The organism is Allobosea sp. TBD101 (assembly GCF_059817965.1).
On the sequence record NZ_CM187543.1, the window covers coordinates 530,610 to 543,373 of the forward strand.

The 12,764-nt window shown below is 66.5% G+C and carries 12 protein-coding genes; 9 read left to right on the top strand and 3 right to left on the bottom strand.

What is annotated here, in order from left to right; genetic code table 11:
- The first annotated feature begins 131 nt into the window (after positions 1 to 131).
- Positions 132 to 671 carry an inorganic diphosphatase gene (ppa, locus tag AC6RIC_RS02565; RefSeq protein WP_454654524.1) on the top strand — a complete coding sequence of 180 codons (540 nt, stop codon included), beginning with the start codon at positions 132 to 134 and terminating at the stop codon, positions 669 to 671.
- Positions 672 to 849: 178 nt separating this feature from the next.
- Here the strand turns inward: ppa and AC6RIC_RS02570 are convergent, their stop codons facing one another.
- Positions 850 to 1,725 (bottom strand): HpcH/HpaI aldolase/citrate lyase family protein, encoded by an 876-nt coding sequence (locus tag AC6RIC_RS02570; protein WP_499734978.1) that lies wholly within the window; start codon positions 1,723 to 1,725, stop codon positions 850 to 852.
- Between the two features lie 91 nt (positions 1,726 to 1,816).
- Here AC6RIC_RS02570 and AC6RIC_RS02575 point away from each other — a divergent pair, with 91 nt between their 5' ends.
- From AC6RIC_RS02575 to AC6RIC_RS02600, 6 genes are all read left to right on the top strand, one after another.
- Complete coding sequence (locus tag AC6RIC_RS02575) at positions 1,817 to 3,529, top strand: serine/threonine dehydratase (protein WP_499734979.1); 1,713 nt, start codon at positions 1,817 to 1,819, stop codon at positions 3,527 to 3,529.
- A 218-nt stretch (positions 3,530 to 3,747) separates the two neighbouring features.
- Positions 3,748 to 4,809 carry a MaoC family dehydratase gene (locus AC6RIC_RS02580; protein ID WP_499734980.1) on the top strand — a complete coding sequence of 354 codons (1,062 nt, stop codon included), beginning with the start codon at positions 3,748 to 3,750 and terminating at the stop codon, positions 4,807 to 4,809.
- Between the two features lie 154 nt (positions 4,810 to 4,963).
- On the top strand, positions 4,964 to 5,362 hold the full coding sequence (gene sdhC, locus AC6RIC_RS02585; RefSeq protein WP_454658917.1) for a succinate dehydrogenase, cytochrome b556 subunit: 399 nt from the start codon (positions 4,964 to 4,966) through the stop codon (positions 5,360 to 5,362).
- A gap of 11 nt (positions 5,363 to 5,373) precedes the next feature.
- On the top strand, positions 5,374 to 5,766 hold the full coding sequence (sdhD, locus tag AC6RIC_RS02590) for a succinate dehydrogenase, hydrophobic membrane anchor protein (protein ID WP_454654529.1): 393 nt from the start codon (positions 5,374 to 5,376) through the stop codon (positions 5,764 to 5,766).
- A gap of 4 nt (positions 5,767 to 5,770) precedes the next feature.
- On the top strand, positions 5,771 to 7,603 hold the full coding sequence (gene sdhA, locus AC6RIC_RS02595; RefSeq protein WP_499734981.1) for a succinate dehydrogenase flavoprotein subunit: 1,833 nt from the start codon (positions 5,771 to 5,773) through the stop codon (positions 7,601 to 7,603).
- Positions 7,604 to 7,612: 9 nt separating this feature from the next.
- Positions 7,613 to 8,398: a succinate dehydrogenase iron-sulfur subunit gene (locus AC6RIC_RS02600; RefSeq protein ID WP_499734982.1), complete on the top strand. Its 786-nt coding sequence runs from the start codon at positions 7,613 to 7,615 to the stop codon at positions 8,396 to 8,398.
- Positions 8,399 to 8,584: 186 nt separating this feature from the next.
- Here the strand turns inward: AC6RIC_RS02600 and AC6RIC_RS02605 are convergent, their stop codons facing one another.
- Positions 8,585 to 9,829, bottom strand: a complete 1,245-nt coding sequence (locus tag AC6RIC_RS02605; RefSeq protein ID WP_499734983.1) for an NAD(P)/FAD-dependent oxidoreductase — start codon at positions 9,827 to 9,829, stop codon at positions 8,585 to 8,587.
- Entirely contained in the window at positions 9,826 to 10,608 is a 783-nt protein-coding gene (locus tag AC6RIC_RS02610) for a glutamine amidotransferase (RefSeq protein WP_499736540.1), read from the bottom strand. The genes AC6RIC_RS02605 and AC6RIC_RS02610 overlap by 4 nt, the downstream gene beginning before the upstream one ends.
- 268 nt (positions 10,609 to 10,876) lie before the next feature.
- Between AC6RIC_RS02610 and AC6RIC_RS02615 the strand changes: the two genes are divergently transcribed.
- Entirely contained in the window at positions 10,877 to 11,515 is a 639-nt protein-coding gene (locus AC6RIC_RS02615; protein WP_454654534.1) for a TetR/AcrR family transcriptional regulator, read from the top strand.
- 65 nt (positions 11,516 to 11,580) lie between these two features.
- Positions 11,581 to 12,762 carry an efflux RND transporter periplasmic adaptor subunit gene (locus tag AC6RIC_RS02620; protein ID WP_499734984.1) on the top strand — a complete coding sequence of 394 codons (1,182 nt, stop codon included), beginning with the start codon at positions 11,581 to 11,583 and terminating at the stop codon, positions 12,760 to 12,762.
- Positions 12,763 to 12,764 lie beyond the last annotated feature (2 nt).

Here is a 12,764-nt window from a genome sequence, read left to right on the forward strand (position 1 = left end):
ATGGGGCGCCCGATAGCAGCGCGGGCGCGCCTACGCAAATCGTCGGGTGGCAAGGCGCGACGGAAGGGGTTGGACTTTTCGCCGCGAACTTGCATAAGGCCCGGCAAAATTCCCAAGCGACAGGTTCCAGCATGCGCATCGACGCCATCTCCATCGGCAAGAACCCGCCCGAAGAAGTCAATGTCCTGATCGAAGTGGCGATCGGGGGCGAGCCGATCAAGTACGAGATGGACAAGGAGGCCGGCACGCTCTTCGTCGACCGCTTCCTCTATACGCCGATGCGCTATCCCGGGAACTACGGTTTCATCCCGCATACGCTCTCGGAAGACGGCGATCCCTGCGATGTGCTGGTCGCCAATACGCGCCCGCTGGTTCCGGGCTCCTATATCGCGGTGCGTCCAATCGGCGTGATGCTGATGGAGGACGAGGGCGGCGGCGACGAGAAGATCATTGCCGTGCCCGTGCCGAAGCTGACCAAGCGCTACGAGAACGTCCATAACTACACCGATCTGCCCCAGATCACGCTCGACCAGATCCAGCACTTCTTCGAGCACTACAAGGATCTCGAGCCCGGCAAGTGGGTGAAGCTCAAGGGCTGGGGCGATGCCGCCATGGCCAAGAAACTGATCGTCGAGGCGATCGAACGGGCGAAGGCCGCGAAGAAGGGCTGAGCGCCTGCGGCAGCCGTCATCTGCGTTGACGGAAAGTGTCATCCCGTGCGCGTTGCGGCGCGAAGTGCCGCAGCGCAGACACGGGATCGTCTTCAGAATAAGGCGCCTTCTCGTCATACGGTCCCGTGTCTGCGCAGCAGCGTTGCACGCTGCAGCGCGCACGGGATGACAGGTGCCCTTACGCTGCGATCGCTTCCGCCAGCGCGACCGTCCGGCGCGCCATATCGGCATGCAGCAGTTCGACCATGCGGCCGTCGAGCTGGATCGCGCCCTTGCCGGCATTCTCCGGCAGGTCGAAGGCGGCGATGACGGCGCGGGCCCGCGTCAGCTCGGCATCGTCGGGCGCGAAGACCGCATTTGCGACCGCGACCTGCGAGGGGTGGATCAGGGTGCGGCCGTCGAAGCCGAGATCGCGGCCCTGCTCGCATTCGGCCAGGAAGCCGGCCTCGTCCTTGATGTCGTTATAGACGCCGTCGAGGATGTCGATGCCATGGGCGCGGGCAGCGAGGAGCGCGCTCGTCAGCCAGGGCAGCATCGGGCCGCGGCCCGGCACGAAGCGGGCGCGCGTTTCCTTGGCGAGATCGTTGGTGCCCATGACGAAGCAGGCAAGGCGCGTCACGGGATCGCGCGCTGCACGGGCGATGCGCTCGACATCGAGGATGGCGAGCGGTGTTTCGATCATCGCCCAGACCGCGATGGCGGGATCGGCCCAGAGGCCGTTCAGCTGGTTGCCGACCTCGTGCAGCGTTTCCGGCGCGGAAACCTTCGGGATCAGGATCGCCTGCGGCTTCGCCTCGGCGGCGGCGGCGAGATCCTCGGCAAACCAGGGCGTGCCGACGCCGTTGACGCGGATCACCAGCTCGCGCCGGCCATAGCCGCCGGCCTTCACGGCAGCGCAGACCTGTTCACGCGCCGTCGCCTTGGCGTCGGGCGCGACGGCGTCCTCGATGTCGAGGATCAGAACGTCGGCCGCGATCTCGCGGGCCTTCTCGAGCGCGCGGGCGTTCGAGCCCGGCATATAGAGGGCGCTGCGGCGGGGGCGTATCGTGCTCATGGTCTCTCCTGACACGGGCCAGCTTGTATTGCAGTGCACAGTAGACCAACGCAGATGCAATGCCAGCGCTGCGAAAGGCGGAGGAAACGGGATGGCGTGGCTGGCCGGCGTCGACGGTTGCAAGGGCGGCTGGATCGTTGCCATTGCGTCCGATGAGGGGTCGGAAGCGCCGCTGATCCGTGTGGTGCCCCGCTTTGCCGATCTGTTCGCAGGCGAGATCGTGCCGGATCTTGTCGCGGTGGACATGCCGATCGGCCTGCCGGACCGGGTGCAGGGTTCCGGGCGTGGGCCGGAGCAGGCCGTGCGGGTGCTCCTCGGCGACAGGCAGTCCTCGGTTTTTTCCATTCCGGCGCGCCGAGCGGTCGAGGCGACCGACTATTGGGAGGCCTGCGCGCTGGCGCTTGCGGCCTCCGATCCGCCGCGAAAGGTCTCGAAGCAGGGTTTTCACCTGTTCCCGAAGATCCGTGAGATCGATAGCCTGCTGCGATCAGAGCCCGGTTTGCGCGAGCGCATCTTCGAGATTCATCCGGAGCTTGCCTTCCGCACCATGCGGGGCGCGCCGCTGCTGCACCCCAAGAAGATCAAGGGTGTCGTCAATCCCGAGGGCTTGGCCGAGCGTCGCAGCCTGCTGATCGCGGCTGGTATTCCGGCAGAGACGGCGGGCCTGCGTCCGCCGCGCGGGGCCGCGGCCGATGATCTGCTCGATGCCCTGGCGGCGCTGGTCGTCGCCCGGCACATTGCCACCGGGCGTGGACGCCCCTTTCCCGATCCGCCGGGACGCGATAGCCACGGACTTCCGATTGCGATCTGGACCTATCGTCCAGTGTCCGAGCCTGAGCAGGATATCGTCATGAGCGCACGTCCCGTCACCCGTACGATGATCGAGGAAGCGGCGGCGCGCATCGCCGGCCATGCCCGCGTCACGCCCGTGATGCGCCTGGGCACCGGCGCTTTCGGCTCCGCTGCGGATGTCTCGCTCAAGCTCGAATGCCTGCAGCATGCCGGTTCGTTCAAGACGCGCGGTGCCTTCAACAATCTGCTCTCGCTGCCGGTCCCGGCGGCCGGCGTTTCGGCCGCGTCCGGCGGCAACCATGGCGCGGCGGTGGCCTATGCCGCGATGAAGCGCGGCGTGAAGGCGACGATCTTCGTGCCGGAGATCTCGCCCGCCGCCAAGATCGAGGCGATCAAGCGCTTCGGCGCCGATGTCGTGGTCGGCGGCGCGCAATATGACGACGCGCAGGCGGCCTGCGACCGTTTCGTCGCGGAGACCGGCGCGCTCAAGATCCATCCCTTCGCGGCGGCGGAGACCATCACCGGCCAGGGCACGCTCGGCCGCGAATGGGACAGCCAAGAGCCCGATCTCGATACGGTACTCGTCGCGGTTGGCGGTGGCGGGCTGATCTCAGGCATCGCGAGCTGGTTCACTGGGAGCAAGGTCAAGGTCGTCGGTGTGGAGCCGGAAGGTTCGCGGGCGTTGCAGGCGGCGTTCGATGCAAAGGGGCCGGTGGAGGTCAAGGTCGCGTCGGTGGCGGCGGATTCGCTCGGTGCCCGCAATGTCGGCCAGCTCGTCTACGATGTGACGAAGGACAGCGTCGATCATGTCGCGCTGGTGCCGGATGCGGCGATCACCGAGGCGCAGGGCGTGCTCTGGCGCGATTTCCGCCTCGCGGTCGAGCCAGGTGGAGCGGCGGCGCTCGGCGCATTGCTGTGCGGCGCCTACAAGCCGGCGAAGGGCGAGCGGCTCGGCGTGCTCGTCTGCGGCGCAAATGTCGATCTGACGAAGCTCGCTGCGATCATCGGCTGAACGCTTGTCATTCCGGGATGCCGCGTCGCGGCAGGCCCGGAACCCACGACTGGGCGAGCGCTCTGATCGTTTTGTTCGTGCAACAGGTCGCGCCCAGCCGTGGGTTCCGGGTTCGTCCCTGTGGGACGCCCCGGAATGACAAAGCGCTCGATCGTTCGTCGGGGCTGGACGTGGCCCTTGGTTGCAACGCACACTTGCCTGCGATCAGGAGGGGATGCATGCCCGGCTCTAGCCCGAAGACCAGTTCCGGCCGCTTCTTCGAGGATTTCCACCTCGGCGACACCATCGTCCATGCGACGCCGCGCACGGTGCGGGCCGGGGATGCGGCGCTCTATTCGGCGCTCTACGGCTCACGCTTCGCCGTGCAGTCCTCGGACGCTTTCGCTGGTGCGATCGGCTATCCCACGGCGCCGATCGACGACCTGCTGGTCTTCCACATCGTCTTCGGCAAGACGGTGCCGGATGTCTCGCTGAATGCCGTCGCCAATCTCGGCTATGCCGATGGGCGCTTCCTCAAGCCGATCTATCCGGGCGACACGCTTTCGACGACCTCGGACGTGATCGGGCTGAAGCAGACCTCTGCCGGCGATGCCGGCATCGTCTATGTCCGCTCGATCGGCCGCAACCAGCGCAACGAGATCGTGCTGAGCTATGCGCGCTGGGTTCTGGTGCGCAAGCGCGAGCCCGGCACGCCGGCCCATGCCGAGCAGGTGCCGGAGCTGGCCAAGGCCGTGCTGCCGGAGCAACTCGGCGAGGGCTGCCCGCGGATCGAGCTTGCGGCTTACGACGATGCACTCGCCGGCTCGGCCTTCCGCTGGAGCGACTATGCCGTCGGCGAGCGGATCGACCATGTCGACGGCATGACCGTCGAGGAGGCCGAGCACCAGCTCGCCACCCGGCTCTACCAGAATACGGCGCGGGTGCATTTCGATGCGCATGCGGCGCAAGGGACCCGCTTCGGCAAGCGGCTGATCTATGGCGGCCATGTCATCAGCCTGGCGCGGGCGCTCTCCTTCAACGGACTCGGCAACGCCTTTCACATCGCCGCGATCAATGGCGGGCGCCATGTCGCGCCGCTCTTCGCCGGCGACACCGTCTATGCCTGGAGCGAGGTGCTGGGCAGCGCTGAGATTCCGGGGCGCAGCGATGTCGGCGCATTGCGACTCAGGCTGGTCGCGACGAAGAACCGGCCTTGCGCGGATTTCCCGCTGAAGGCTGGAGACCAGTATGATTCCAGTGTGATTCTCGATTTCGACTACTGGGCGCTGCTGCCGCGGTAAGCTTTTCGTAAGAAAATGACGATTTTCAGAATCTGTAACTTCGTTATGCGCATGCCGCATTGCAGCGCCGGAACGGTTTCGTTAGACAACCAGTCACTCTAGAATGATCCCAAATGGGTCCGCCCTTGTCGACGGACCGCTTGATCGGAGAACGATATTGGCCGAGGTCAAGCCCCAAGCCCGCCCGCTTTCGCCCCACCTCCAGATCTACCGCTGGTCCTGGACGATGGCGATGTCCGTCGCCCACCGCGTCACCGGCACGGGGCTTTATCTCGGCACGGTGCTGGTGGCCGCCTGGCTTGTCGCCGCTGCATCCGGTCCGGCTGCCTTCGATACGGCGCAGGCCATCGCCGGCTCCTTCCTCGGCCGGCTCGTGCTCTTCCTCTACAGCTTCTCGCTGATTCACCACATGTGCGGCGGTCTCCGGCATTTCGTCTGGGACATGGGCAAGGGCTACGAGCCCGAAACCCGGATGAACATGGCGAAGTTCACGCTCGTCGCCTCGGTGAGCCTGACGGTCCTGATCTGGATCGCCGCCCTGGTCCTGCGCTGAGGAGCCCCGCCATGCTGTCCAATTCCTCGATGCGCACCCCGCTCGGCCGCGTTCGCGGCCTCGGCTCGGCCAAGTCCGGCACCGGTCATTTCTGGCTGCAGCGCGTCACCGCCGTCTCGAACCTGATCCTGACGATCATCTTCGTCGGTATCGTCATCGCGCTGGTCGGCCGGCCCTATCCGGCCGCGGTCGCGCTTCTGTCGAACCCCTGCGTCGCGATCCTGATGCTGCTCTTCATCCTGTCGGCCTGCATCCATATGCGGCTCGGCATGCAGGTCATCATCGAAGACTACGTCCAGTCGGAGGGGGCCAAGGTCCTCGCCGTGATGGGCAACACCTTCTTCGCCATCGCGATCGGCGCCGCCAGCGTCTACGCGGTGCTGAAGCTGTCTTTTGGAGGCTGATCCGATGGCGATCACCAAGTCCCGCCCGGTCCCGGCCTATACCGGCACCGCCTATCCGATCACCGATCATACCTTCGACGTCGTCGTCGTCGGCGCCGGCGGCGCGGGCCTTCGTGCTACCGTCGGCTGCTCGCAGGCCGGCCTGCGCACCGCCTGCATCTCGAAGGTGTTCCCGACCCGCTCGCACACCGTCGCGGCCCAGGGCGGCGTTGCCGCCTCGCTCGGCAACATGGGCAAGGATACCTGGCAGTGGCACATGTACGACACCGTGAAGGGATCGGACTGGCTCGGCGACCAGGACGCCATCGAATATCTCGTGCGCAATGCGCCGGCCGCCGTCTACGAGCTCGAGCATTGGGGCGTGCCCTTCTCGCGCACCGAGGACGGCAAGATCTACCAGCGCCCCTTCGGCGGCATGACCACCGAATTCGGCGAGGGCCCGCCGGCCCAGCGCACCTGCGCCGCGGCCGATCGCACCGGCCACGCCATGCTGCACACGCTCTACGGCCAGGCGCTGCGCTATAATACCGAGTTCTTCATCGAGTATTTCGCCATCGACCTGATCATGGACGAGGACGGTCATTGCCGTGGCGTGATCGCGCTCAAGCTCGATGACGGCACGCTGCACCGCTTCCGTTCGCAGCAGACCATCCTGGCGACCGGCGGCTATGGCCGCGCCTATTTCTCGGCGACCTCGGCCCATACCTGCACCGGCGACGGCGGCGGCATGGTGCTGCGCGCCGGCCTGCCGCTGCAGGACATGGAGTTCGTGCAGTTCCACCCGACGGGCATCTACGGTTCGGGCTGCCTGATCACAGAGGGCGCGCGCGGCGAGGGCGGCTATCTCACCAATTCCGAGGGCGAGCGCTTCATGGAGCGCTATGCCCCGTCAGCGAAGGACCTCGCCTCGCGCGACGTCGTCTCGCGCTCGATGACGATGGAGATCCGGGCCGGCCGCGGTGTCGGCAAGGACAAGGACCACATCTACCTGCATCTGGACCATCTCGACCCGAAGATCCTGCACGAGCGCCTGCCCGGCATCTCGGAGAGCGCCAAGATCTTCGCCGGCGTCGACGTGACCCGCGAGCCGATCCCGGTCCTGCCGACCGTGCACTACAACATGGGTGGCATCCCCACGAACTATCACGGGGAAGTGCTGACCAAGGTCGGCGGCGATCCGGACACGGTGGTGCCTGGCCTGATGGCGATCGGCGAGGCCGCCTGCGTTTCCGTGCATGGCGCCAACCGCCTCGGCTCGAACTCGTTGATCGACCTCGTGGTGTTCGGCCGCGCGGCCGGCCTGCGCTGCGCCGACACGGTGACGGCGGGCGAGAAGCAGCCCGAGCTGCCGAAGGGTTCGTCCGATCTCGCGCTGACCCGCCTCGACAAGTACCGCAACGCCTCGGGCGGTACGCCGACCGCGGTGCTGCGCGACCGGATGCAGCGGACGATGCAGAACAACTGCGCCGTCTATCGTGAGGGCGACACGCTGGAAGAGGGCCACAAGCTCATCCACGAGGTCTGGAACGGCATCACCGATGTCGGCACGAAGGATCGCTCGCTGATCTGGAACTCCGACCTGATCGAGACCCTGGAATTCGACAACCTGATCACCCAGGCGGTCGTGACCATGGACTCGGCGCTGAACCGTCCGGAAAGCCGCGGGGCGCATGCCCGCGAGGATTATCCGAACCGCGACGACAAGGACTGGATGAAGCACACGCTCGCCTGGATCGACGACGAGAAGCGCACGATCACGCTCGATGACCGGCCGGTGCACACTTACACGATGTCCAACGACATCGAGTACATCAAGCCCAAGGCACGGGTGTACTGAGGGACTCCGATGGCTGAATTCAATCTCCCGAAGAACTCCCGCCTCGTCGAGGGCAAGGCCTGGCCGAAGCCGGCCGGCGCCAAGAAGCTGACCGAGTTCAAGGTTTATCGCTGGAGCCCGGACGATACCGAGAATCCGCGCACCGACACCTATTATGTCGATCGCGACGATTGCGGGCCGATGGTTCTCGACGCGCTGATCTGGATCAAGAACAAGGTCGACCCGACGCTGACCTTCCGCCGCTCCTGCCGCGAGGGCATCTGCGGCTCCTGCGCCATGAATATGGACGGCAAGAACGGTCTGGCCTGCACCACCGGCATCGACGAGTGTGGGGCCAAGGGCAAGGTCGCGATCTACCCGCTGCCGCATATGCCCGTGGTCAAGGACCTCGTGCCGGACCTGACGCGCTTCTACGCGCAGCACGCCTCGATCGAGCCCTGGCTGAAGACGACGACGCCCGCTCCCGAAAAGGAGTGGCGCCAGGCCAAGGACGATCGCGAGAAGCTCGATGGGCTCTACGAGTGCATCCTCTGCGCCTGCTGCTCGACCTCCTGCCCGAGTTACTGGTGGAACGGCGACCGCTATCTCGGTCCGGCCGCGCTGCTGCAGGCCTATCGTTGGCTGATCGATAGCCGCGACGAGGCGACCGGCGACCGGCTCGACAATCTGGAAGATCCCTTCCGGCTCTATCGCTGCCACACCATCATGAACTGCGCGAATGCCTGCCCGAAGGGCCTGAACCCGGCCAAGGCGATCGCGGAAGTGAAGAAGATGATGGTCGCCCGTCAGGTCTGACGAAGGGCGTCATCCCGTGCGCGCTGCGGCATGCAATGCCGCGGTGCAGACACGGGACCGGTTTCCGATAAGGGCGCGTTCTCGTCAGAGGGCGCGCCTTTTCGTTGAAGAGGCGCGTTGTCCTGAGGGCGGTCCCGCATCTGCGCAGCAGCACTGCGTGCCGCAGCGCGTGCGGGATGACACGCTTCATCCGCGGATATAGCGCCCTGGCCGGAACGGCGTCGGATCGATCGGCGGCTTTTCCCCGCAGACCATCGCGGCGATCATTTCGCCGGTGATAGGGCCGGTCGAGAAGCCGATATGCTGGTTGCCGAAGGCGAGCCAGAGGCCGGGATTGCGGGGGGCTTCGCCGATCATCGGCAATGAATCCGGCAGGGTCGGCCGGGCGCCGCGCCAGGTTTCGCCGACGACCTCGCCGAGCGGAAAGGCTTCGCGCGCCGCCGCCGTCGCGCCGTCGATCTGGCGGTGCTCGTCGGGGGCATCGCGGAAGGAGAGGTCGACGCCGCTGGTGACGCGAAAGCCCTGCTCCATCGGCGCCATGTAATAGGCGCCGTCGACATCGTAGATCGGCCGCGACAGGCCGGTGCCGGCTTCCGGCTTGAGATGGCGGTGATAGCCGCGCTCGACATCGAGCTTCGGATCGATCCCGAGCGGCTTCAGCAGATCGCCGCTCCAGGGGCCGAGCGCGACGACCACGATATCGGCGTCGAAGCTGCCCGAAGTGCTGCTGGCTCGCCAGCCATTGCCGTTGCGGGCGAGGCCGGTGATCGCGGCCTGCTCGATCCTGCCGCCACGCTGGGCAAAGAGCGCTGCATAGGCTTCGGTGACGGCGCCGGGGGAATCGACCGAGCCGACGCAGGGGATCAGGAGCCCGGCCGGGAAGATCGGGTTGAGGCCGGGCTCGATGCCGGAAATGCCCTGCCGGTCGAGAACCTGCGACTCGATGCCATGGCTCTTCAGGAAATCATGTTCAGCCTGGGCGGCGTCATGGCCGGCCTCGCTGCGCCAGAGCTTGAGCGTGCCATTCTCCCGCAGACGGTGCGAGACGCCGGCCTCGGCCATCAGGGCGCGGTGACGTTCGACCGTGCTCGCCGTCAGCGCCTGCAAGGCGGCGATGCGGGCTTTCGCCTGCGAGGGCCGTGCCTCCCAGAGGAAGCGCAGCAGCCAAGCCGGCCGGCTGAAAGCGCGAGCCCAGCTCAGGTTCAGCGCCGGGTGGCGGTTGCCGAGATAGCTCGTGATCTTGACGTAAAGCGAGGGGTTGTTGAGCGGCAGGATCGAGGAGGCGGCGAGCACGCCGGCATTGCCATAAGAGGTTTCGCGGCCGGGCGCCTTGCGGTCGATCAGCGTGACCGCGATGCCGCGCTTCTGGAGCGCGAGCGCGCAGGAGACGCCGACCATGCCGGCGCCGAGGACGAGAGCTGTACGGGTCAAGGCGATGCTGTTCCGGCTTCCGCCGGCTCCTTCAGCCAATGGTCGAGAAAGGCGTCGAGCCAGAGCCGGATCGCCGGGTCATGCTGGAACCAGCCGGGCAAATGGGTATGGCCGAGCTGGGCGCCCGGCATCAGCGTGCGCTCATAGCCGCGCACCGACCAGCGATACATCATCGCTGGCGTCACCTCCGGGTGGAACTGGACGCCATAGGCCTTGCTGCCGGTGCGGATGGCCTGGACCGGGAAATCCCCGCCGGTCGCGAGGCATTCCGCTCCGTTGGGGCAGTCGAAGCCGTCGCGATGCCATTGATAGACCGTGCTCGGCCAAGTGAAGCCTGCCGTCGTTGCATGGGAATGGCCGGCATCGGTGACGGCGAGCGGATAATAGCCGACCTCGGCCCGGCCCTCGCCATGGGTATAGACGCGCGCGCCCATATGCTTCGCCAGCATCTGTGCGCCCAGGCAGATGCCGAGGAAGGCGGCATCCTCCTTCAGGCAGGTGCCGATCCAGTCGATCTCGGCCTTGATGAAGTCTTCGGGATCGTTCGCGCCCATCGGGCCGCCGAAGATCACCGCGCCGGCGTGCTCGCGCATGGTCTGTGGCAGGGAATCGCCGAAGCGCGGCCTGCGGATGTCGAGCGCATGGCCGCGCGCCTGGAGCAGACGGCCGACGCGGCCGGGCGTCGAATGCTCCTGATGCAGCACGACCAGCACCGGCTTTGGCGCGGGGTCTGGCTTGCGGGCGGTAAAGGTAGGGCGGGTGCGGCGGGCCGGGCGCATGGGGAAGGCGTGGTCGTTCATCACGGACTTCAAGGTCGCTTGCGCGTGACGTCTAGGAACGACAGCGCGCGAAGCCATGCCAGATCGCTCCCAAGCATGCGGTTCCGGACGGAACGAAGCAAGCAATTTTTGCGCCGGCATGCGGCAACCATCCGGCAATCTTCGATCTGCTTATCGCCGCGGCAAGGGCGCGAGGGGCGTTCAGCTTGACGTTCGCCGCCTTATCTGAGATGAGAATGAACATTCATTCTCATTGTTTCGAGTTCCAATGTCACCCGTGGTTCCCGCCTCGTCGCCCGAGTCCGTCCTGTCGGAACGGCATATCCGCATCCTCGACGCGGCCGAGCGTGTGTTTGCGCGCGCCGGTTTCCATGCGGCGACGATGCAGGATGTCGCGGCCGAGGCCGGCATGAGCCCAGGCAATCTCTATCGCTATTTCTCCTCGAAGGACGCGATCATCGAGGGCATGACCGAACGCGATCGCAGCCTGATCGCCGAGGATTTCGGCAGGCTCTGTCCGAATAACGGCTCGCTGCTCGACCAGCTCGAGGCGCTTGGCCGCAAGCATCTGGTGGATCAGCCGCGCGAGAAGGCGGTGATCGCCGTGCAGATCTGGGCCGAGGCCGCGCGCAATCCGGGCATGGCGCGGATGTGCGCGGATATCGAGGGCACCGTGATCCAAGGTCTCGCCGCCGCGATCAGCGAGGCCAAGTCCAATGGCGAATTGCCGCCGCGGCTCGACGAGGGGCGCTTCCTGATGGCGATCTCGATGATGGCGGACGGCTTCTTCTGCCGGCGGGCGATGGACCCGAATTTCGATGTCGTCGCGGCGGCCGACACGCTCTTCGACGGCATGCGCCAGCTCGCCCAGACCATGCTCCTGCCCGAAACGGAGACGCAGTCGTGATCTCTGCTTCCGCCGGGCTTTCTCCGCTTCCGTCCGACCGTATGGCCGCAACAGGATTCTCTTCGATGTCCCTTCGTTCGATCGTTCCGCTGAATGCGATGATCGCTCTCGCCCTGCTGACGATGCCGTTGCCGTTGCAGGCGCAGACCGCCGGGCAGGCCGCACCAGCCGCGGCCGGACCGTCCGTCTCGGTGACGCAGGCGCAGACCACCGAGATCGTCCAGAGCGTTGTCGTCTCCGGCTCGGTCGTCGCGCGCGATGAGATCCTGGTCGCGCCGGAAGTCGATGGTCTCGCGATCATCGAGCTGCTGGCGCAGGAGGGTGACAAGGTGGCGGAGGGGCAGGTTCTGGCCCGTTTGAGCCGTGTGACGCTCGATGTCCAGAAGGCGCAGAACGACGCGCAGATTGCGCGCGCCGAGGCGCTGATGGCGCAGGCCAGAGCCCAGATCGCAGAGGCCGACGCCAATCTCGTCCAGGCCAACAATGCCTTCGACCGGACCAAGGCCCTGCGCGAGAGCGGCAACACCAGTGTCGAGACGTTTGACCAGCGGGCCGCCGCTGCCCGTTCCGGACAAGCACGCGCCAACTCGGCCCGGCAAGCGCTGGCGATCGCCAGTGCGGACCTCGCCTTGGCCCAGGCACAGGGCAAGGATATCGCGGTGAAACTGGCGCGCACCGAGATCAAGGCGTCGCGTGCCGGCGTCGTCAGCCGACGCACGGCGCGGCTTGGCGCGATGGCGAGCGTGCTGCCGCAGACCGATCCGCTGTTTCGGATCATCGCCGACGGCGCGGTCGAGCTCGAAGCGCAGGTTGCCGAGGTCGAGCTTCCCAAGCTCAAGCTCGGGCAGGGCGTCGAGGTGACCCCGGCCGGTGCCAACGACGCGCTGGCGGGTACGATCCGCCTGATCATGCCGGAGGTCGACAAGGCGTCGCGGCTCGGCCGTGTCCTTGTCGCGCTCGACGGCAATCCGCCGGTGGCCATCGGCTCCTTCGCGCGCGGGATCATCGAGACCGGCCGCAAGCGCGCTGTTACCCTGCCGCTTTCGGCCATCACCTATAACCGGGCCGGCGCGACCGTTCAGTCCGTCAAGGACGGCAAGGTCACCACCAAGCCGGTGACGCTCGGGCTCGTCGGCCATGGCCGCGCCGAAATCGTGAGCGGCATTGCCGAGGGCGAGACGGTCGTGGCGCGTGCCGGAACCTTCGTGCGTGACGGCGACATCGTCACGCCGGTCGCGACGAACTGACG

Excerpts from the sequence above, each read along its gene's own strand:
- ppa (WP_454654524.1), top strand. The coding sequence starts at position 132 with ATGCGCATCGACGCCATCTCCATCGGCAAGAACCCGCCCGAAGAAGTC.
- AC6RIC_RS02570 (WP_499734978.1), bottom strand. The coding sequence starts at position 1,725 with ATGAGCACGATACGCCCCCGCCGCAGCGCCCTCTATATGCCGGGCTCG.
- AC6RIC_RS02575 (WP_499734979.1), top strand. The coding sequence starts at position 1,817 with ATGGCGTGGCTGGCCGGCGTCGACGGTTGCAAGGGCGGCTGGATCGTT.
- AC6RIC_RS02580 (WP_499734980.1), top strand. The coding sequence starts at position 3,748 with ATGCCCGGCTCTAGCCCGAAGACCAGTTCCGGCCGCTTCTTCGAGGAT.
- sdhD (WP_454654529.1), top strand. The coding sequence starts at position 5,374 with ATGCTGTCCAATTCCTCGATGCGCACCCCGCTCGGCCGCGTTCGCGGC.
- sdhA (WP_499734981.1), top strand. The coding sequence starts at position 5,771 with ATGGCGATCACCAAGTCCCGCCCGGTCCCGGCCTATACCGGCACCGCC.
- AC6RIC_RS02600 (WP_499734982.1), top strand. The coding sequence starts at position 7,613 with ATGGCTGAATTCAATCTCCCGAAGAACTCCCGCCTCGTCGAGGGCAAG.
- AC6RIC_RS02610 (WP_499736540.1), bottom strand. The coding sequence starts at position 10,608 with ATGCGCCCGGCCCGCCGCACCCGCCCTACCTTTACCGCCCGCAAGCCA.
- AC6RIC_RS02615 (WP_454654534.1), top strand. The coding sequence starts at position 10,877 with ATGTCACCCGTGGTTCCCGCCTCGTCGCCCGAGTCCGTCCTGTCGGAA.
- AC6RIC_RS02620 (WP_499734984.1), top strand. The coding sequence starts at position 11,581 with ATGTCCCTTCGTTCGATCGTTCCGCTGAATGCGATGATCGCTCTCGCC.